Annotated in this window: 16 protein-coding genes and 3 tRNA genes; 8 read left to right on the top strand and 11 right to left on the bottom strand. The window is 65.5% G+C overall.

What is annotated here, in order from left to right; genetic code table 11:
* The first annotated feature begins 98 nt into the window (after positions 1–98).
* Positions 99–734 carry a YqhA family protein gene (locus ACEN9N_RS08165; RefSeq protein WP_007829761.1) on the top strand — a complete coding sequence of 212 codons (636 nt, stop codon included), beginning with the start codon at positions 99–101 and terminating at the stop codon, positions 732–734.
* Here the strand turns inward: ACEN9N_RS08165 and ACEN9N_RS08160 are convergent.
* The gene (locus tag ACEN9N_RS08160; protein WP_042672848.1) at positions 731–1639 is read right to left on the bottom strand and encodes a LysR family transcriptional regulator; all 909 of its coding nucleotides are present in this window, start codon (positions 1637–1639) and stop codon (positions 731–733) included. The genes ACEN9N_RS08165 and ACEN9N_RS08160 overlap by 4 nt on opposite strands.
* 114 nt (positions 1640–1753) lie before the next feature.
* On the opposite strand from ACEN9N_RS08160, the gene ACEN9N_RS08155 reads away from it, so the two are divergent.
* The gene (locus ACEN9N_RS08155) at positions 1754–2371 is read left to right on the top strand and encodes an NAD(P)-dependent oxidoreductase (RefSeq protein ID WP_007829765.1); all 618 of its coding nucleotides are present in this window, start codon (positions 1754–1756) and stop codon (positions 2369–2371) included.
* 120 nt (positions 2372–2491) lie between these two features.
* Here ACEN9N_RS08155 and fumC read toward each other — a convergent pair whose 3' ends face one another.
* Positions 2492–3889 carry a class II fumarate hydratase gene (gene fumC, locus ACEN9N_RS08150; RefSeq protein ID WP_495655832.1) on the bottom strand — a complete coding sequence of 466 codons (1398 nt, stop codon included), beginning with the start codon at positions 3887–3889 and terminating at the stop codon, positions 2492–2494.
* 498 nt (positions 3890–4387) lie between these two features.
* On the opposite strand from fumC, the gene proV reads away from it, so the two are divergent.
* Genes proV through ACEN9N_RS08120 form a run of 6 tightly spaced genes read left to right on the top strand, consistent with a single transcriptional unit; the run spans position 4388 to position 11095 of the window.
* Entirely contained in the window at positions 4388–5641 is a 1254-nt protein-coding gene (gene proV, locus ACEN9N_RS08145; protein WP_478178724.1) for a glycine betaine/L-proline ABC transporter ATP-binding protein ProV, read from the top strand.
* A 21-nt stretch (positions 5642–5662) separates the two neighbouring features.
* Positions 5663–6823, top strand: coding sequence for a glycine betaine/L-proline ABC transporter permease ProW (gene proW / locus ACEN9N_RS08140; RefSeq protein WP_495655831.1), 1161 nt, complete (start codon positions 5663–5665; stop codon positions 6821–6823).
* Between the two features lie 23 nt (positions 6824–6846).
* Positions 6847–7851 carry a glycine betaine/L-proline ABC transporter substrate-binding protein ProX gene (gene proX / locus ACEN9N_RS08135; RefSeq protein ID WP_495655830.1) on the top strand — a complete coding sequence of 335 codons (1005 nt, stop codon included), beginning with the start codon at positions 6847–6849 and terminating at the stop codon, positions 7849–7851.
* A 58-nt stretch (positions 7852–7909) separates the two neighbouring features.
* Positions 7910–9463 (top strand): fumarate hydratase, encoded by a 1554-nt coding sequence (locus tag ACEN9N_RS08130; RefSeq protein ID WP_495655829.1) that lies wholly within the window; start codon positions 7910–7912, stop codon positions 9461–9463.
* A gap of 58 nt (positions 9464–9521) precedes the next feature.
* A complete protein-coding gene (gene murI / locus ACEN9N_RS08125) occupies positions 9522–10310 on the top strand; it encodes a glutamate racemase (protein WP_495655828.1) in 789 nt (262 codons plus the stop codon).
* 5 nt (positions 10311–10315) lie between these two features.
* Entirely contained in the window at positions 10316–11095 is a 780-nt protein-coding gene (locus ACEN9N_RS08120; RefSeq protein WP_007829777.1) for a PA3715 family protein, read from the top strand.
* Positions 11096–11101: 6 nt separating this feature from the next.
* Here the strand turns inward: ACEN9N_RS08120 and ACEN9N_RS08115 are convergent, their stop codons facing one another.
* The 9 genes from ACEN9N_RS08115 to tig form a co-directional block, all read right to left on the bottom strand.
* Positions 11102–12406, bottom strand: a complete 1305-nt coding sequence (locus tag ACEN9N_RS08115; protein ID WP_495655827.1) for an MFS transporter — start codon at positions 12404–12406, stop codon at positions 11102–11104.
* 24 nt (positions 12407–12430) lie between these two features.
* Positions 12431–13063, bottom strand: a complete 633-nt coding sequence (locus ACEN9N_RS08110) for a DUF6806 family protein (RefSeq protein WP_007829779.1) — start codon at positions 13061–13063, stop codon at positions 12431–12433.
* A 20-nt stretch (positions 13064–13083) separates the two neighbouring features.
* Positions 13084–13175: transfer RNA gene (locus tag ACEN9N_RS08105), tRNA-Leu, on the bottom strand.
* Positions 13176–13274: 99 nt separating this feature from the next.
* Positions 13275–13348 (bottom strand) — tRNA-Cys (locus ACEN9N_RS08100).
* Between the two features lie 63 nt (positions 13349–13411).
* Positions 13412–13487 (bottom strand) — tRNA-Gly (locus ACEN9N_RS08095).
* A 61-nt stretch (positions 13488–13548) separates the two neighbouring features.
* Entirely contained in the window at positions 13549–15990 is a 2442-nt protein-coding gene (gene lon / locus ACEN9N_RS08090; RefSeq protein ID WP_413313857.1) for an endopeptidase La, read from the bottom strand.
* Between the two features lie 23 nt (positions 15991–16013).
* The gene (gene clpX / locus ACEN9N_RS08085; protein ID WP_007829783.1) at positions 16014–17279 is read right to left on the bottom strand and encodes an ATP-dependent Clp protease ATP-binding subunit ClpX; all 1266 of its coding nucleotides are present in this window, start codon (positions 17277–17279) and stop codon (positions 16014–16016) included.
* 110 nt (positions 17280–17389) lie between these two features.
* The gene (clpP, locus tag ACEN9N_RS08080; RefSeq protein ID WP_007829785.1) at positions 17390–17998 is read right to left on the bottom strand and encodes an ATP-dependent Clp endopeptidase proteolytic subunit ClpP; all 609 of its coding nucleotides are present in this window, start codon (positions 17996–17998) and stop codon (positions 17390–17392) included.
* Positions 17999–18110: 112 nt separating this feature from the next.
* The gene (gene tig / locus ACEN9N_RS08075) at positions 18111–19427 is read right to left on the bottom strand and encodes a trigger factor (RefSeq protein ID WP_007829791.1); all 1317 of its coding nucleotides are present in this window, start codon (positions 19425–19427) and stop codon (positions 18111–18113) included.
* Between the last annotated feature and the right edge of the window lie 249 nt (positions 19428–19676).

Genomic DNA, 19676 nt, shown 5'->3' with positions numbered 1-19676 from the left:
ACGGGTCACTGACGGGTTCGATGTTAGTTCGCAGGGTTATCACGAGTACGACACAGGGGCACACCTAGAATCCGCGGTCTTTCATCTCTCGCCCGCCAATGTCCGCTACCGATCCTTTCGACACCCGGAACCCGCCCGTACCAGCCCGTGGTTCGCCGCTGCGCCCCCTGCCCAAGCTGATTTTCGCGAGCCGCTGGCTGCAGTTGCCGCTCTACCTGGGCCTGATCGTGGCGCAGGCGGTGTACGTGGTGCACTTCCTGGTCGAGCTGCTGCACCTGGTCGAAGCCGCCTTCGGCAGCCAGGATGCGCTGCAGGCGCTGATCACCAGCATCGGCTACAAGACCACGGCGCCGGTGGGCACGCTCAACGAGACGGTGATCATGCTGGTGGTACTCGCGCTGATCGACGTGGTGATGATCTCGAACCTGCTGATCATGGTGATCGTGGGTGGCTACGAGACCTTCGTGAGCCGCATGGACCTCGAAGGCCACCGCGACCAGCCCGAATGGCTGAGCCACGTGAACGCCTCGGTGCTCAAGGTGAAGCTGGCCACCGCCATCATCGGCATCAGCTCGATCCACCTGCTGAAGACCTTCATCAACGCGGACAACTACACCGACCGCGTGCTGATCGCGCAGACCGCGATCCACATCGCCTTCCTGTTCTCGGCCATGGCCATCGCCTATACCGACAAGCTGATGAACGAAGCCGCAGCCGCCAACACGCACCACTAAGGCGTGTCCCAGGCCGGCGTTTCAGTGAAGCGCGCGGCCAGGAAATCGAGCATCGTGCGCAGCGTGGCCGGCATGTGCTTGCGCGAGGCATACACCGCGTACATGCCCACCACCTGCGGCTCGAAATCGCCGAAAAGCCGCACCAGTTCCCCTTCCTGCAGCAGTGGCGCCGCCAGATAGGTCGGCAGCATCGCGATGCCGGCCCCGGCCCGGGCCAGGCACATCAGGCTGGCTGCATCGTTGGCCGAGACATTGCCGCCCACGGCCACCGAGGCCGGCTCCCCCGTGCCCTTGCGCGTGAAATTCCAGAGGCTGCGCCCGAAGTACGAATGCGTGAGGCAATTGCGCTGCGCCAGCTCTTCCACGCGCAGCGGCTGGCCGTGCTCCTTCAGGTACGCCGGTGACGCGCACACGACCGAGCGGCAGTCGGTGAGCCGGCGCGCGATCAGGTTGGGGTCGATCTCCGCGGCCACGCGAATGGCCAGGTCGATGCGCTCGTCGACCAGGTTCACGGCCCTGTCGAGCAGCACCAGGTCGACAGCCACACCCGGGTAGAGCCGCACGTAGTCGGCCACCGCATCGGCCAGTTGCGCCTGCGCGAACGAGGTGCTGGCCGTGATGCGCAACTGCCCACGGGGCGCCTCGGCCGGATGCCGCACCGCGGCCTGCATGTCGCCGGTGAGCTCGAGCACCTGGCGGCAGCGCGGCAGCAGTTCTTCGCCAGCGGCTGTGAGGCTCAGCCGGCGCGTCGTGCGGTGCAGCAGGCGCGCACCGGTCCATTGCTCCAGCTCGGCCACGTAGCGCGTGACGACCGGCCGGGACAGGTCGAGCTTGTCGGCCGCGGCCGAAAGGCTGCCCGAATCGACCACGTTCACGAACACGCGCATTGCATTCAATCGGTCCATTCGAACGATTTTAGGAATAAACAAGCGCGCAAATCGAGGTATTTCTTTCGAAAACAGAAACCTAAGATACGGTTCATTCCATCCGATCCTTTCGATCTTTCACAGGAGTCCCTCATGAGCCACATCGCCATCATTGGTGCTACCGGACGCGCCGGCGGCCGCCTTCTCGAAGAAGCCCTGCGCCGCGGCCACACGGTCACTGCCATCGCGCGCAAGGCCAGCGCCAAGCTGGCGGGCCGCGCCAACGTGAAGGCCGTCGACCTCGACGTGCTCGACGGCGCCGCGCTCGAGAAAGCCCTGGCCGGCCATGACGCCGTGTTCAGCGCCGCGCACTTCTCCACCGTGCCGCCTGCGGCCATCATCGAACCCGTGAAGCGCGCGGGTGTGAAGCGCCTGCTGGTGGTCGGCGGCGCCGGCAGCCTGTTCGCGGCGCCCGGCCTGAAAGTAATCGATACGCCGAACTTCCCCGACGCCTACCGCGCCGAAGCCTCGGCCGGCGGCGTGTTTCTCGAGGCGCTGCGCAACGAGAAGGAACTCGACTGGACCTTCCTGTCGCCCTCCGCCGAGTTCGTCGAAGGCGAGCGCACGGGCAAGTTCCGCCTGGGCAAGGACGACCTGCTTGTGAGCGCCGAAGGCCGCAGCTGGATCACGTTCGAGGACTACGCAATCGCGTTCATCGACGAGCTCGAAAAGCCGGCGCACCCGCGCCAACGCTACACCATCGGGTATTGAAGCTCGCCCCCAGGCTGCGCGCACTTCGTGTCGCTTCGCCGACCCCCTACCGGGGGCGGGCCGGCCGCTTCGGGCGGCCGTGCGCGGCGGCCCCCGCGAGTGACAGCCCCCACCACGGCATCAGCGGCCGGTCATGTTCCCCGGCACCACCCACTGGTCGAACTGCTCGGCCGTGAGGTGGCCGGATGCAATTGCCGCCTCGCGCAGGCTCGTGCCTTCCTTGTGCGCCTTCTTCGCGATGTACGCCGACTTGTCGTAGCCGATGTGCGTGTTCAGCGCCGTCACCAACATCAGCGAGCGCTGCACCAGCTCCGTGATGCGTTCACGATTCGGCTCGATGCCCACGGCGCAGTGGTCGTTGAAGCTCACCATGCCGTCGGCCAGCAGGCGCACGCTCTGCAGGAAGTTGTGCGCCACCATCGGGCGGAACACGTTCAGTTCGAAGTTGCCCGAGGCGCCGCCGATGTTGATGGCCACGTCGTTGCCGAACACCTGTGCGGCGAGCATCGTGACGGCTTCGCTCTGGGTCGGGTTGACCTTGCCCGGCATGATCGACGAGCCGGGTTCGTTCTCCGGGATGCTCAGTTCGCCGATGCCGCTGCGCGGGCCGCTGGCCAGCCAGCGCACGTCGTTGGCGATCTTGTTCATGCTGGCGGCCAGCGTCTTGAGCGCGCCGTGGGCGTGTACCAGCGCGTCGACGCTGGCCATGGCTTCGAACTTGTTCGGCGCGGTGACGAAAGGCAGGCCCGTGAGCTTGGCCAACTCGGCGGCCACCTTCTCGGCATAACCCTTGGGCGCATTGAGCCCGGTGCCGACGGCCGTGCCGCCCAGCGCCAGTTCGCACAGGTGCGGCAACGCGGCACGCACATGCGCCTCGCCGTGCGCCAGTTGCGCCACGTAGCCCGAGAACTCCTGGCCCAGCGTGAGGGGCGTGGCGTCCTGCAGGTGGGTGCGGCCGATCTTCACAATGTCGGCGAAATCCTTGGCCTTCTGGTCGAGCGTGCCGCGCAGCTTGGCGATGGCCGGCAGCAGCTTGTGCGTGATGGCCTCGACGGCGGCCACGTGCATTGCGGTGGGAAACACGTCGTTGCTCGACTGGCTGCGGTTGACGTCGTCGTTCGGGTGCACGAGGCGCCCTTCCCCGCGTTCGCCGCCGAGGATTTCGCTCGCCCGGTTGGCCAGCACCTCGTTGACGTTCATGTTGGTCTGCGTGCCCGAGCCGGTCTGCCAGACCACCAGCGGGAACTCGCCCGGGTGCTTGCCGGCGATGACTTCATCGGCCGCTGCCACGATGGCGTTCGTCTTCTTCTGGTCCTGCAGGCCCAGCGCGTGGTTGACGACGGCCGACGCGCGCTTCACCTGAGCCAGCGCCTTGATGATCTCGCGCGGCTGCTGCTCCCCGGAGATGTCGAAGTTCTGCAGCGAGCGCTGCGTCTGCGCACCCCACAGCTTGTCGGCCGGCACGTCGATCGGTCCAAAGGTATCGCGCTCGGCACGGGTCTTGGGGGAAGTCGTCATGGTGAAAAAGCTCCGCAGTCTTGGATGGTCGCGCCGCCTGATCGGGCGCGGGCCAAAGTATCGGCCAATAAGAATAGCTCGCATCTGACGGGGCCATTGGGCCGCCGCCGACATTACGTTACGCCCGTTGGGTTGACTCGCGTCATGTCAAAAAGTTATAATCACGGGCTTCAGACGACCAACAAGTCATGTTGATCGGCCCTGCACTACTCGCGGATCTCCGAATCCCGTCGCGGTGCAAGGTTCTCCCCGCCGGGCCCTGCCCGGCAAACCGGCCGGATCGTTTCCGGCCCCACTGCCACGCCACCTTTCGGCGGGCGCTGGTTTCGTCGCCACGTCGTCTTCAGTGCCTGTCGGCAGCCCCAGAGGCTCGCCGGGCCATTGCACGCGTTTTCCTCACGCGCTCTCTGTTCGGACAGTCCCATCGGCTGATGGCGTGACCGTTGCCGTCCTCCGGGGCGGTGCTGTGTCCAACCTTCACCCAAGGAGCCCCGGCATATGGCCAAAGGAATTCTCATCGACCATGTTTTCAAGGTGTTCGGCGACGCGCCCGGGCAGGCCCTGGAACTCGTGCGGCAAGGTTTCTCGAAGAAGGAAATCCTCGCCGAGACAGGCCAGTCGATCGGCGTGTTCGATGCCACCTTCGAGATCCAGGCCGGCGAGATCTTCGTGATCATGGGCCTCTCGGGATCGGGCAAGTCGACGCTTGTGCGCTTGTTGAACCGGTTGATCGAGCCGACCGCCGGCCGCATCGTGATCGATGGCGCCGACATCAACGAGCACTCCGACGCCAAGCTGCGCGCGCTGCGCCGCAAGGACATCAGCATGGTGTTCCAGTCGTTCGCGCTGATGCCGCACATGACGGTGCGCGAGAACACCGCCTTCGGCCTCGAACTGTCGGGCACGAGCAAGAAAGAGCGGCTCGCGCAGGCCGATCAGGCGCTCGCGCAAGTAGGCCTTGCAGGCTGGGGCGACAGCTATCCCGATGAGCTTTCCGGCGGCATGCAGCAGCGCGTGGGACTGGCGCGCGCGCTGGCCTCGGACCCGTCGATCCTGCTGATGGACGAGGCCTTCTCGGCGCTCGACCCGATCATCCGCACCGAGATGCAGTCGGAGCTGCTGCGACTGCAGAAGGAACAGCGCCGCACCATCGTCTTCATCTCGCACGACCTGGATGAAGCGATGCGCATCGGCGACCGCATCGCGATCATGAAGGACGGCCAGGTGATCCAGGTCGGCACGCCCGACGAGATCCTGCGCAGCCCCGCCGACGATTACGTGCGCAGCTTCGTGCGCGGCGTGGATGCGGCGGCGGTGTTCAAGGCAGCGGACATCGCGCGCAAATCGCTCACCGTCGTGTGCGAGCACCCCGAGCGCGGTGCGCGCGCGGCGCTCAAGGTGCTGGAAGACCAGGACCGCGACTTCGCCTACGTGACCAGCCCGAACAGGCGCTACCTGGGCGTGGTGTCGGCGGACACGCTGCGCAGCGCGCTCGATGGGCATTCGGGTCCGCTGGGGCTGCAGCACGCGTTCCTCGACGACCTGCCGCGCATCGACGCCGAAGCCCCCGTGGCGGGCCTGATCGGCCAGCTCGCGCAGGCACCGTGCGCGCTGCCGGTGGTGGCCAGCGACGGCCGCTTCTGCGGTGCGATCAGCAAGACGACGCTGCTCAAGTTCCTCGACCGCGACACGCCGCCGATCGAGCCCGTCTTGCCCAACGCCGCCCCCGCGCTCGCCGCCGAGCCGCACTGAATTCACGGAGGACCCTGAACGATGAACGACAACACACTTCCTTCCGACCTGGGCACGCCGGTGCTGGACACGCCCGCAGCCCCCACCTTCGTCGATCCGTGGGAAGCACTCTCGGCCGCGCCCGACACCTCTGCCACCAGCGCCTGGCTCGATGCCCCTGTCGACACGGCCCACCAGCTGGCCGGATCGGCCAATGCCGCGACTGACGGCCTCCAGCTGCACCGCCTCTGGGACGGGTCCCTGCCCGTCGAATCCTGGATCAACCAGGGCCTCGGCTGGGTGGTGGAACATTTCCGGCCCTTCTTCCAGACCGTGCGCCTGCCCATCGACAGCACGCTGAACTGGGTCCAGGGCCTGCTCACCGGCTTGCCCACGCTGGCGATGATCGCGTTGATCGGCCTCTTCGCCTGGCAATTCGCCGGCCGCGCGCTGGCCGTCGGCACCACGGTCGCGCTGCTGCTCGTGGCGATGCTGGGCATCTGGCCCGAAGCCATGGTAACGCTGTCGCTGGTGCTGACCTCGCTCGTGTTCTGCATGTTCATCGGCTTGCCGCTGGGCGTGCTGCTGGCCAGCAGCGACCGGGCCCAGCGCCTCATGCGCCCGCTGCTCGACGCCATGCAGACCACGCCAGCATTCGTGTACCTCGTGCCGGTGGTGATGCTGTTCGGCATCGGCAATGTGCCGGGCGTGATCGTGACGATCATCTTCGCGCTGGCGCCGCTGGTGCGCCTGACCAGCCTGGGCCTGCGCCAGGTGCGGCCCGACCTGATCGAAGCCGCGCGCGCCTACGGCGCTTCGCCATGGCAGATGCTGGTGAAGGTGCAACTGCCGTTGGCCATGCCGTCGATCATGGCGGGCATCAACCAGGCGCTGATGCTGTCGCTGTCGATGGTGGTGATCGCCTCGATGATCGCCGTGGGCGGCCTGGGCCAGATGGTGCTGCGTGGCATCGGCCGGCTCGACATGGGCCTGGCGACGGTCGGCGGCCTGGGCATCGTGCTGCTGGCGATTTCGCTCGACCGGCTGACGCAGGCGATGGGCAAGTCGCGCCGCAGCGCGGGTCGCCGCTGGTGGCACACCGGGCCGGCCGGCTTCTCGCTGCGCGTGCTGCAGCGCTTGCTGGGCACGCCGTCGCGCGGTGCGAACGCGCCTGTTCCCGCCTTGTCCACGCAAGCGCAATGACCCGCCACGGAGGAATTCAACGCATGAAGAAAACCACTTTCATCGCACGCAGCTTTCTGGCCCTCGGCTTCGTCGCCTTCGGCATGGCCGCGCAAGCCGCCAACGACCTCCCCGGCAAGGGTGTGACCGTGCAGCCGCTCAAGAGCTCGCTCGCCGAAGAGGCGTTCCAGACGCTGCTGGTGATGCGCGCGCTCGAAAAGCTCGGCTACACGGTCGAGCCCATGAAAGACCTGGAGCCCGCCACCGAACACCTCGCCATCGCCAACGGCGACGCCACCTTCATGGCCAACCACTGGAGCCTGCTGCACGCCGACTTCTACAAGAACAGCGGCGGCGACGCCAAGCTGTGGCGCAGGGGCGTGTACTCCGACGGCGCGGTGCAGGGCTACCTGATCGACCGCAAGACAGCCGAGCAATACAACATCACCAACATCGCGCAGCTCAAGGACCCGGCCATTGCGAAGCTGTTCGACACAGACGGCGACGGCCGTGCCGACCTGACAGGCTGCAACCCCGGCTGGGGCTGCGAACTCGCGATCGAAAAACACCTGACGGCCTACCAGCTGCGCGACACCGTCACGCACAAGCAGGGCAGCTATGCCGCGCTGATGGCCGACACCATCGCCCGCTTCAGGCAGGACAAGCCGGTGCTGTACTACACCTGGACGCCCTACTGGGTGAGCGCCGTGCTGCGTCCGGGCGCGGACGTGGTGTGGCTGCAGGTGCCGTCCTCTTCGTCGCAGGGCGACGGCGCCGATACGCGGTTGCCCAACGGCAAGAACTACGGCTTCCAGGCCAACCAGGAGCAGATCGTCGCCAACCGGGCCTTCGTCGAGAAGAACCCCGCGGCCGGCAGGCTGTTCGAGGTGATGAAGCTGCCGATCGGCGACATCAATGCCCAGAACCTGCGCATGAGCCGGGGCGCCAATACCCAGCAAGACCTGGAGCGCCACACCGATGGTTGGATCAAGGCGCATCGGCCGCTGTTCGACGGCTGGATCGAGGAAGCCCGGGCGGCGGCGAGGTAGGCGCGCCGGCTGAGATAATCGGGGGGCGTTTTCACACTCCCAAAAAACACCCCCCACCATGACGACCACGATCCAGCAGGCCGACCTGATCGAATCGATCAGCGCCGCGCTGCAGTACATCAGCTACTACCACCCCGCCGACTACATCGCCCATTTGGCCCGCGCCTACGAGCGCGAGCAGAGCCCCGCGGCCAAGGACGCCATCGCGCAGATCCTGACCAACAGCAAGATGAGCGCCACGGGCCACCGCCCGATCTGCCAGGACACCGGCATCGTCAACGTGTTCCTCAAGGTGGGCATGGACGTGCGCTGGGGCGGCTTCACCGGCAGCCTGGACGACGCCATCAACGAAGGCGTGCGCCGCGGCTACAACCACCCCGACAACACGCTGCGCGCCTCGGTCGTGGCCGATCCGCAGTTCGACCGCAAGAACACAAAGGACAACACGCCCGCGGTGATCTTCACGGAGATCGTGCCCGGCAACACCGTCGAGGTGACGGTCGCGGCCAAGGGCGGCGGCAGCGAGAACAAGAGCAAGCTGGCCATGCTGAACCCCGGCGACAGCGTGGTCGACTGGGTGCTCAAGACCGTGCCGACCATGGGCGCCGGCTGGTGCCCGCCGGGCATGCTGGGCATCGGCATCGGCGGCACGGCCGAGAAGGCCGCGCTGATGGCCAAGGAAAGCCTGATGGACGACCTCGACATGCACGAGCTGCAGGCCAAGAAGAAGTCGGGCGCCGAACTCAGCAAGGTCGAGGCGCTGCGCATCGAGCTGTACGAGAAGGTCAACGCGCTGGGCATCGGCGCGCAGGGCCTGGGCGGCCTGGCCACCGTGCTCGACGTCAAGATCCAGATGTACCCGACGCACGCGGCCAGCAAGCCAGTGGCGATGATCCCCAACTGCGCGGCCACCCGCCATGCACACTTCGTGATGGACGGCAGCGGCCCGGTGTACCTCGATCCGCCGTCGCTCGACCTGTGGCCCAACGTCAACTGGGCACCCGACGAAAAGAAGAGCAAGCGCGTCGACCTCGACAAGCTCACGCCCGCCGAAGTGGCCAGCTGGAAGCCCGGCGACACCCTGCTGCTCAACGGCAAGATGCTCACCGGCCGCGATGCCGCGCACAAGCGCATCCAGGACATGCTGGCCAAGGGCGAGAAGCTGCCGGTGGACTTCACCAACCGCGTCATCTACTACGTCGGCCCGGTCGATCCGGTCGGCGATGAAGCCGTGGGCCCAGCCGGCCCCACCACCGCCACGCGCATGGACGGCTTCACCGAGATGATGCTGGCCCAGACCGGCCTGATCGCGATGATCGGCAAGGCCGAGCGCGGCCCCGTCGCCATCGAGGCGATCAAGAAGCACAAGAGCGCCTACCTCATGGCTGTGGGCGGCGCCGCCTACCTCGTGAGCAAGGCCATCAAGACCGCCAAGGTGGTGGGCTTCGCCGACCTGGGCATGGAAGCGATCTATGAATTCGACGTGGTCGACATGCCCGTGACGGTGGCGGTCGATGCCGGCGGCACCAGCGCGCACATCACCGGCCCTGCCGAGTGGCAGAAGCGCATCGCCAGCGGCGAGTTCAAGACCATCATGATGGAAGAAGCTTGAGCGCCGCTCGGCCGCCCGAAGGCGCTCGCACCGCAGTGCGCAGCACGGAGGTTTCCGAGTGACCGCTGTAGGCGTCTTCGACAGCGGGGTCGGCGGCCTCAGCGTGCTGGCCGCGCTGAGGGCCGAGCTGCCGCAAGAGAACTTCGTCTACTTTGCCGATACGGCCTATGCGCCGTACGGCGAGCGCGGGGACGCCTACGTGATCGAGCGCTCGCGCTCGGTGGTCGAGCATCTGCGGCGCGAGCATGCAATCAAGGCGCTCGTGGTGGCTTGCAACACAGCCACCACGGCCGCCATCCACTTGCTTCGGGCCGAGCATCCCGACCTGCCCATCGTGGGGCTGGAGCCCGGCCTCAAGCCCGCGGTGTCGGCCAGCCGCACCGGACGCGTGTCGGTGATGGCCACGCGAGGCACCCTGGCCAGTGCCAAGTACGCGGCCCTGCGCGCTTCGTTCGCCGGATCGGCAGACGTACGCTCCGTGCCGTGCGACGGGCTCGTGAAGGCCATCGAAGGCTTCGACGCTGCGGGTATCGCGGCGCTGTGCGAGCGCTACATGAAAGAGGCCGGGCCTTTCAGCGACGGCCCCGATGGCGTCGACACCGTGGTGCTGGGCTGCACCCACTACCCGCTCGTGAAAGACGAATTGAGCCGGCATGCACCGGCGACGCTGCGCTTCATCGACACCGGCGTGCCGGTCGCGCAGCAGGCGCGGCGCCTGCTCGCGTCGGCAGGCCGACTCGCGGATGGCGGCGTCGGCAGCCTGCTGCTGCAAAGCAGCGGCAACGTCGCCGTGCTCGAAGCGGCGGCCGCCCGCTGGCTCGGGCTTCCCACGGCCACCGAAGCCTGACCTCGATGCGCCTGCTGCGCCACGCCGCTCTACTCTTCTGCCTCTCGGCCGCCGGGCTGAGCCACGCGGCCTGCGAAAGCGGACTGGCCGAGCGCATGCATGCCAAGCTGCATCCCCACCGGCCGCTCGACGAGCGGCTCGCGGCCTGCAAGGTCTGGCCGGCTTTTCCGGGGCGCAGCATCGTCGTGCTGCCCATGCCGCGCGAAACGACCGACCACGGCGCCAAGGTCTTCGATCTCGAGATCCTGCTGATCCAGCGCCCCGACAACGGCAACACCGAACGCGACACCGTCATCGCCCGGCTCCTCCAGCCCGAGGCGCTCGACGAGGACGCCACCACCTCGATCCAGGACATCCGCATCGACACCTCGCGCTACGTGCTGTCGCCCGAGGCCCGCGCCTTCGGCCTGCGCGTGCGCTACCGCGGCAGCAACGCGCCCGGCAGCCCGCTGGCCAGCGAAACCGTGCGGCTCTACGTGCACCATGGCAAGCAGTTGCGCGAGGTTCTGCAGGAGATCGAGCTGGACCACGACCATGGTGGATGGGACGCCACCTGCACCGGCCACTTCGACAAGCTGCGCACCATGTTGTCCGTCGGCAAGGGCAGCAGCAACGGCCTTGCCGACCTGCAGCTGTCGCGTACGCTGCTGCAGAGCCGCGCGCAGGAGCAGGAAGACCAGGGCTGCGTGGAAAAGGCACTGCCCCCGAAATTCAACACCGTCACGCTGCGCTACGACGGCGAACGTTTCAAGGTGCCGAAGTCGCTTCGCCAGCAGGTGCCCTGAACGCCTTCAGGCCGGGCTGCGAAGAGCGGCAGCGCGGCCCCGCTCCATGCGGATTGGCAACAGGAGCAGCAACCCCGCCACGAACAGCACCGCCGTCGAGAGAATCGCGATGCGCTGGTTGCCGCCCGTCATCCAGGTGATCGCGCCGAAGCTCAGCGGACCGATGATGCTGGCGAGCCGGGTCGCGAAGGTCCAGAGCCCGAAGAACTCCGCGAGCTGCTGCGGCGGCGCCAGATAGCCCGTCATGGCACGGCCGGCCGACTGGCTCGATCCCATGGCCAGCCCCGCAATGGCGGCCGCCCACCAGAAGCCGCCCTTGGTCGTCACCAAGGCGGCGATCACGCAGACCGCGATCCAGGCGACCAGCGTGGCGGCCAGCGAAATCTTGTGGCCGATGCGGTCCTGGATGTAGCCGAAGCCGAAGGCGCCCAGCGCCGCCGCGATGTTGAGCACGAAGATCAGCACCATGGTCTCGCTCGCGACGAAGCCGATCACCTGCTCCGCGTAGATCGCAGCAAGCGTGATGGCGACCGCCACGCCGCCCTGGTAGCAGACCGTGCAGGCCAGCAGCCACATGAAGTCGCGATAGGCCCTGGCCTGGCGGTATGTGGCGCGCAGTTGCTGCCATGCACCGAGTTCGGCATCTGCAGTTCGAGGCTGCGCACGTTCGGGCAACAGCACGAAGGTGGCACAGGCGGCCGCGCCGTAGATGGCTGCCGTGATGAGCATCGTGACCGGGACGAAGTGCGCCGCCGGCAAGCCCTTCGTTTGCGACCACAGCACATAGGCCAGGCAGATGCCCAGGGCCAGCATGCCGCCGACATAGCCGAAGGCCCAGCCCCACCCGCTCACCTTGCCCATGCCCTCGGCCGTGGCGAGTTCGGGCAGGAAGGCACCCGTGAGGGACTCGCCATAGGAATAGAAGGCGTTGGAAACGATCACCAGCCCCATCGCCAGCGCAACGCCGAAAGCACCCGAGAAGCCGGGCGTGATTGCAAGCGCTGCCGTTGCGAGGACGCAGCCGACGGTCGCGAAGACGAGCACCCGCTTCTTGGCCGCGCGCAAGTCGGCCCAGGCGCCGATGGCCGGCATCGTGAGCATCACGATGGCATAGGAGACGCTGAGCGCGGCCGTCCATGCGAAGGCGGCCCAGGGCGCGCCCCTGGCGATGCCGCCCACAAAGTAGGCCGCAAACACTGCCGTGATGACGACCGTGGTGTAGCCCGAATTGGCGAAGTCGTACATCGCCCAGCCGAACACCTCGCGCTTGCGTACCCCTGGGCGCAGCGCGGAGGCGGGAAACAGGGCCACGAGGCCTTGTCTATGAAGAACGGATCAATGCAGGTGGCGCGGACGGCGGCCGCCGCCGTGGCCACCGCCGCTGCCGGGACCGCCCGTGCCGCGCGGACGCTTGCCGATCTCGAGCGAGTTCACGAGCGCGTCGAAACGGTCGCTGAAGAGGCGGTCGATCTCGGAGACCACGCCACCCAGTTCAGCGCCGTCGAAGTGGCGCTCCATGAGATTGACGACGTCTTCCACCAGCAGATCGCGCTGCACCTGCATGATTGCTGCCGGGTTCGGGCCGACGAACAGCATCAGGAAGTCGTCGCGCGATTCTTCCTCGGGGTCGCCCTCTTCCTCGTCGAAGTCGGTGTCGTAGAAGGTGACCTCGATGGCCGCACCGCGCTCGGAGAGCTCGTTCAGGGCCATGCACATCTCGTCGAGGGCCTGGCGGAAGTCTTCATCGCCGGGCACGGTCCAGCACATCTGCAGCGTGTGGTCCTTCTGCTCGAAGCGGATGCCGGGCTCTTCTTCGTAGGTGCTGGTGGCACCGTCGGCCAGCGATTTGGCGCCGGCGTACTTCCAGAGCGGCTTGAGCGCCTCCTGGATCTGGTCGAAGGTCACGTCCGAACGCAGCGGCACGTCGCCGTGCACATGGATCTCAAATGGAGCGTTGTAGCGAGGCATCGAATGCTCCCTTGTAAGTGTGGTACCCGGAACGGGGGTCGAACCCGTATGCCCCGATTAAGGAAGCGGCGGATTTTAAGTCCGATGTGTCTACCAATTTCACCATCCGGGCGTCAGGTTGAACATCGACGATAACCCAAACAAAACAAGCCCCGGCAACATGGGTTGGCGGGGCTTGGTCGTCGGGGTCGAATCGAGTTGAACGAGAAGGTGGAGGCGCGACCCGGAGTCGAACCGGGCTAGACGGATTTGCAATCCGTTGCATAACCGCTTTGCTATCGCGCCACGCAGAAATACGAAATCGACCTAGCGAAAAAAAGGGAAGCTGCTGCTTCCCTTTTTCAAAACTGGAGCGGGAAAAGAGTCTCGAACTCTCGACCTCAACCTTGGCAAGGTTGCGCTCTACCAACTGAGCTATTCCCGCGTTTCGAGCCTCGAATTATATATCAGTTTTTCGAGGCTCCACAAGTTTTGCGATCAACCGGTCAGTGCTTGACCGAACCTTCCGCGGCGGGTGCCGCCGCGCGCTGCTTGGCCAGTTCGGCCACGGCAGCAGCAGATGCAGCCACCTCTTCGTCGGACAGCGGCTCGGGCATCTTCTCGAGCGCGATCTCGAGGACCTTGTCGATCCACTTCACGGGCACGATCTCGAGGCCGTTCTTCACGTTCTCGGGGATGTCCTGCAGGTCCTTGGCGTTTTCCTCCGGGATCAGCACGGTCTTGATGCCACCGCGCAGTGCCGCCAGCAGCTTTTCCTTCAGGCCGCCGATGGCGGTGACCTCGCCGCGCAGCGTGATCTCGCCGGTCATCGCGACGTCGCCGCGCACGGGGATGCCCGTGAGCGCCGACACGAAGGCCGTCGTCATCGCCGCGCCCGCGCTCGGGCCGTCCTTCGGCGTCGCGCCATCTGGCACGTGGATATGGATGTCGCGCTTCTCGAATACCTCGTCCTTGATGCCCAGGCGGCGCGAGCGGCTGCGCACCACGGTGCGCGCAGCTTCGACCGATTCCTTCATCACGTCGCCCAGCGAACCGGTACGGCTGATCACACCCTTGCCGGGCATGGTCACGGCCTCGATCGTCAGCAGGTCGCCGCCGACTTCGGTCCACGCAAGGCCGACCACCTGGCCGACCTGGTTCTGCTTCTCCGCGAGGCCGAAGCTGTACTTGCGCACGCCGAGAAACTCGTTGAGGTTCTTGCCGTCGACCGTGACCTTGGGCGTGAGTTGCTTGAGCAGCAGGCCCTTCACCACCTTGCGGCAGATCTTGGACAGTTCGCGCTCGAGCGAACGCACGCCAGCTTCACGCGTGTAGTAGCGCACGATGTCGCGCACGGCCTCTTCGGTGACGAAGAGCTCGTCGTCCTTCACGCCGTTGTTCTTCATCTGCTTGGGCAGCAGGTACTTGATCGCGATGTTGGTCTTCTCGTCCTCGGTATAGCCCGAGAGGCGGATGACCTCCATGCGGTCGAGCAGCGCCGGCGGGATGTTCATCGAGTTCGAGGTGGCGACGAACATCACGTCGCTCAGGTCGAAGTCGACTTCCACATAGTGGTCGCCGAAGGTGTGGTTCTGCTCGGGGTCGAGCACCTCGAGCAACGCGCTCGACGGGTCGCCGCGGAAGTCGGTGCCCAGCTTGTCGATTTCGTCGAGCAGGAACAGCGGATTGCGCGTGCCGATCTTGCTCAGGCCCTGCAGCACCTTGCCCGGCAGCGCGCCGATGTAGGTGCGGCGGTGGCCGCGGATCTCGGCTTCGTCGCGCATGCCGCCCAGCGCCATGCGGGTGTACTTGCGGCCGGTCGCTTTCGCGATCGACTGCCCCAGCGAGGTCTTCCCGACACCTGGTGGGCCCACGAGGCACAGGATGGGTGCCTTCACCTTGTCTACGCGCTGCTGCACCGCGAGATATTCAAGGATGCGATCCTTGACCTTCTCGAGGCCATAGTGGTCGGCATTGAGCACCGCCTCGGCATTGGCGAGGTCGTGCTTGATCTTGGTCTTCTTGCTCCAGGGCAGGCCGATCAGCACGTCGATGTAGTTGCGCACCACGGTGGCTTCGGCCGACATGGGCGACATGAGCTTGAGCTTCTTGAGCTCGCCCTCGGCCTTCTTCAGGCCTTCCTTGGACATCTTGGCGAGCTTGATCTTCTTCTCGATCTCCTCGATGTCCGCGCCCTCCTCGCCTTCGCCGAGCTCCTTCTGGATGGCCTTGACCTGCTCGTTGAGGTAGAAGTCGCGCTGGTTCTTCTCCATCTGGCGCTTCACGCGGCCACGGATCTTCTTGTCGACGTTGAGGATGTCGACCTCGCGCTCGAGCTGCCCGAACAGATTCTCCAGGCGTGCCTTGACGTCGTCGAGGTCAAGCACGGCCTGCTTGTTGTCGAGCTTGAGCGGCAGATGGGCGGCGATGGTGTCCGCGAGACGGCCCGGATCGTCGATGCTCGAAATCGAAGTGAGAATCTCGGGCGGGATCTTCTTGTTCAGCTTGACGTACTGGTCGAACTGCTGCATCACCGCGCGGCGCAGCGCCTCGACCTCGGTGCCCTTCTCGCCGCCTTCGGGCGCCACGACGGGCGTCACGTTGGCCGAGAAGTGCGTCTCGCCGTCATCGATGCGGTTCACGCGTGCGCGCTGCTGGCCTTCGACCAGCACCTTCACGGTGCCGTCGGGCAGCTTGAGCATCTGCAGGATGGTCGAGACGCAGCCGACTTCGAACATGTCCTCGACCGAGGGCTCGTCCTTGGCGGCGGCCTTCTGCGCCACCAGCATGATGCGGCGCTCCGCCTCCATGGCAAGTTCGAGTGCCTTGATGCTCTTGGGGCGTCCCACGAAGAGCGGGATCACCATGTGGGGAAACACCACGACGTCGCGCAGCGGCAGCAGCGGCAGGTCGAGGGCTTCGGAAGGCAGAGGGGTGTGGCCAGACATGCAGATCCTTCGGGTCTTTGGCTTTAGGCCTTTTTCGCCGCTTCGCGGTACACGAGCAGCGGGGGCTTGTTTTCGTCGATGGTCGATTCCTCGACCACCACCTTGTCGACATTGGTCGCGTTCGGCAATTCGAACATGGTGTCGATCAGCGACTGTTCAAGGATCGAGCGCAGGCCGCGTGCGCCGGTCTTGCGGGCCAGCGCCTTGCGTGCGATCGCCTTGAGCGCCGCCGGACGGATCTCCAGATCCACGCCTTCCATCTGCAGCAGCTTGGTGAACTGCTTCACCACGGCGTTCTTCGGCTCGGTCAGGATCTGGACCAGCGCATCCTCGCTGAGTTCCGCGAGCGATGCGACCACGGGCATCCGGCCCACCAGTTCGGGAATCAGGCCGAACTTGATCAGGTCTTCAGGCTCGACTTCGCGGAACACCTCGGTGATGCTGCGCTGGGCCTTGCTCTTGACCGCGGCGCCGAAGCCGATACCCGAGGCCTCGGTGCGGTTTTCGATGACCTTCTCCAGGCCCGCGAACGCACCGCCGCAGATGAACAGGATGTTGGTCGTGTCGATCTGCAGGAAGTCCTGGTTCGGGTGCTTGCGCCCGCCTTGCGGCGGCACGCTGGCCATCGTGCCTTCGATGAGCTTGAGCAGCGCCTGCTGCACGCCCTCGCCCGACACGTCGCGCGTGATCGAGGGGTTGTCGGACTTGCGCGAGATCTTGTCGATCTCGTCGATGTAGACGATGCCGCGCTGGGCGCGCTCGACCTCGTAGTTGCAGCTCTGCAGCAGCTTCTGGATGATGTTCTCGACGTCCTCGCCCACGTAGCCGGCTTCGGTCAGCGTGGTGGCGTCGGCCATCACGAAAGGCACGTCGAGCATGCGCGCGAGCGTCTGCGCCAGCAGCGTCTTGCCCGAGCCCGTAGGGCCGATCAGCAGGATGTTGCTCTTGCTGAGCTCCACGTCGTCGCCCTTGGCCTTTTCCTTGTGGCGCAAGCGCTTGTAGTGGTTGTAGACGGCCACCGACAGCATGCGCTTGGCCGGCTCCTGGCCGATCACGTAGTTGTCGAGGTTGGTCTTGATCTCGAGCGGCGTCGGCAGGTCGCTGCGTGCTTCACGCGCTTCTTCGCCCGCGGGGAGCTCGTCGCGGATGATCTCGTTGCAAAGGTCGATGCACTCGTCGCAGATGAAGACCGAAGGGCCCGCGATCAGCTTCTTGACCTCGTGCTGGCTCTTGCCGCAGAACGAGCAATAAAGCGTTTTTTCGCTGGAGGAGCCTTTTTTATCGGCCATGGACTTTTGCCTCGTTACAGGGTAGGGACAATGATAACTAAACAAAAACGGCGTTTCCCGTGTGGAAAACGCCGTTTTTTGCCTTTTGCGCCACAGGGCGCCGGACAGTTTTAACCGCGCTTGGCGACGACCTGGTCGACCAGACCGTATTCCTTGGCCTCGTCGGCCGTCAGGAAATAGTCGCGTTCGGTGTCGGTCTTGACTTTTTCCAGCGGCTGGCCGGTACGTTCGGCCAGGATGCGGTTCATCTGGTCCTTGGTGCGCAGGATGTCGCGCGCATGGATCTCGATGTCGGTGGCCTGGCCGCGTGCGCCGCCAAGCACCTGGTGGATCATGATCTTCGAGTTGGGCAGCGAGAAGCGCTTGCCCTTCTCGCCGGCCGCCAGCAGGAAGGCGCCCATGCTGGCCGCGAAGCCGAGGCACATGGTCGACACGTCGGGCTTGATGAACTGCATGGTGTCGTAGATCGCCATGCCGGCGCTCACGCTGCCGCCCGGGGAGTTGATGTAGAACGAAATGTCCTTGTCCGGGTTCTCGCTCTCGAGGAACAGCAGCTGCGCCACGACGAGGTTGGCCGTCTGGTCGTTGACCTCGCCCACCAGGAAAATGATGCGCTCCTTGAGGAGGCGCGAATAGATGTCATAGGACCGCTCGCCGCGGCCCGATTGCTCGATGACCATCGGGACCATGCCGAGGCCTTGGATTTCCTGTGCGCTCATGAATTTGCTCTCCGAGAAATGGAATCGTTCGCTGTTTCTGAACTGTACGCCTGAGTGAAATGGGGCTCGTGCCGCAAAGCACAAGCCCCATTGGCGTTACCGTAGCGGCGGATCAACCCTGCTGCTGCGCCATCAGCTCGTCGAACGACACCGACTTTTCGTTGACCTTGGCCTTGCCCAGGACGAAATCGGTCACGTTGTTCTCGATGACCACGGCTTCGACTTCCGCCAGGCGGTTGTTGTCGCTGAAGTACCAGCGCACCACGTCGGCCGGCTTTTCGTAGCTGGCGGCCAGCTCGTCGATGTGGGCCTTGATCTGCTCGGGCTTGGCCTGCAGGTTGTTGGCGCGCACCAGTTCGGCGACCACCAGGCCCAGGCGCACGCGGCGCTCGGCTTGCGGGCGGAACACTTCGTCGGGGATCGGAGCCTTGTCGGCGTCCTTGATGCCGCGCTGCTTCAGTTCGGCGCGGGCGCCTTCGACCATGCGGTTGACTTCCGACTGCACGCTGGCGTTCGGCAGGTCGAGCTCGGCATTGGCCACCAGGGCGTCCATCACGGCGTTCTTGTTGCGCGCCAGCAGGCGGAACTTCACTTCGCGCTCGAGGTTGCGCTTGATGTCGGCGCGCAGGCCTTCGACGGTGGCTTCGGCAATGCCGAGCGACTTGGCCAGTTGTTCGTTGACTTCGGGCAAGTGCGAGGCTTCGATCTTCTTCAGGGTGACCATGAAGTCGGCCTGCTTGCCGGCCACGTCCTTGCCGTGGTAATCGGCCGGGAACGACAGCGGGAAGGTGCGGCTGTCGCCGGCCTTCATGCCGCGCACGGCGTCTTCGAATTCCTTCAGCATCTGGCCTTCGCCGACCACGAATTGGAAGTCTTCGGCCTTGCCGCCCTGGAAGGGCTCGCCGTCGATCTTGCCTTCGAAGTCGACGGTCACGCGGTCGTCGTCCTGCGCAACGGCGTCTTGCGCGCGCTGGGCGAAGGTGCGGCGCTGCTTGCGCAGGATGTCGAGCGTCTTGTCGATGGCTTCGTCGCCCACTTCGGCCGAGAGCTTCTCGACTTCGGCGCCGGTCAGGTCGTTGATCTTGACTTCGGGGAACACCTCGAACACCGCGTCGAAGGCCAGCTCGCCTTCGGGCGACTCTTCCTTCTCGGTGATGCGGGGCTGGCCGGCCACGCGCAGCTTGGCTTCGTTGGCGGCCTGCGAGAAGGCCTCGCCGACTTTGTCGTTCATGACTTCGTAGTGCACCGAATAGCCATAGCGCTGGGCCACCACGTTCATCGGCACCTTGCCGGGACGGAAGCCGTCCATCTTGACGGTGCGCGCGAGCTTCTTGAGGCGCGAATCGACTTCGTTCTGGATGGTGCCGACCGGCAGGGTCAGCGTGATCTTGCGTTCGAGCTTCTCGAGAGTTTCAACGGTCACGGTCATGATGTCTTCCTGGTAAGGGGGCCGGTGCGCGGGGCCTGCATCTTTTTTATCAATACAGATCAAGGACTTACACGCGCTGGCGGGATTTATGCGGAGGCACGCACGTGCCGCCTGCAAAACTGGGCAACCCAGGATTCTAATCCGCCGGGAAAGCGGGTTTTCACGGGGGCCTGGCGCGGCGCGAACGATGGTCAGGCTTGACCAATATTCCAGCCGTAAAGTCAGTTCCGATTCGCCCCCTCTCCACAG

This window comes from Variovorax sp. Varisp46 (genome assembly GCF_059491885.1).
This window is presented reverse-complemented; position numbering and strand designations above follow the sequence as displayed.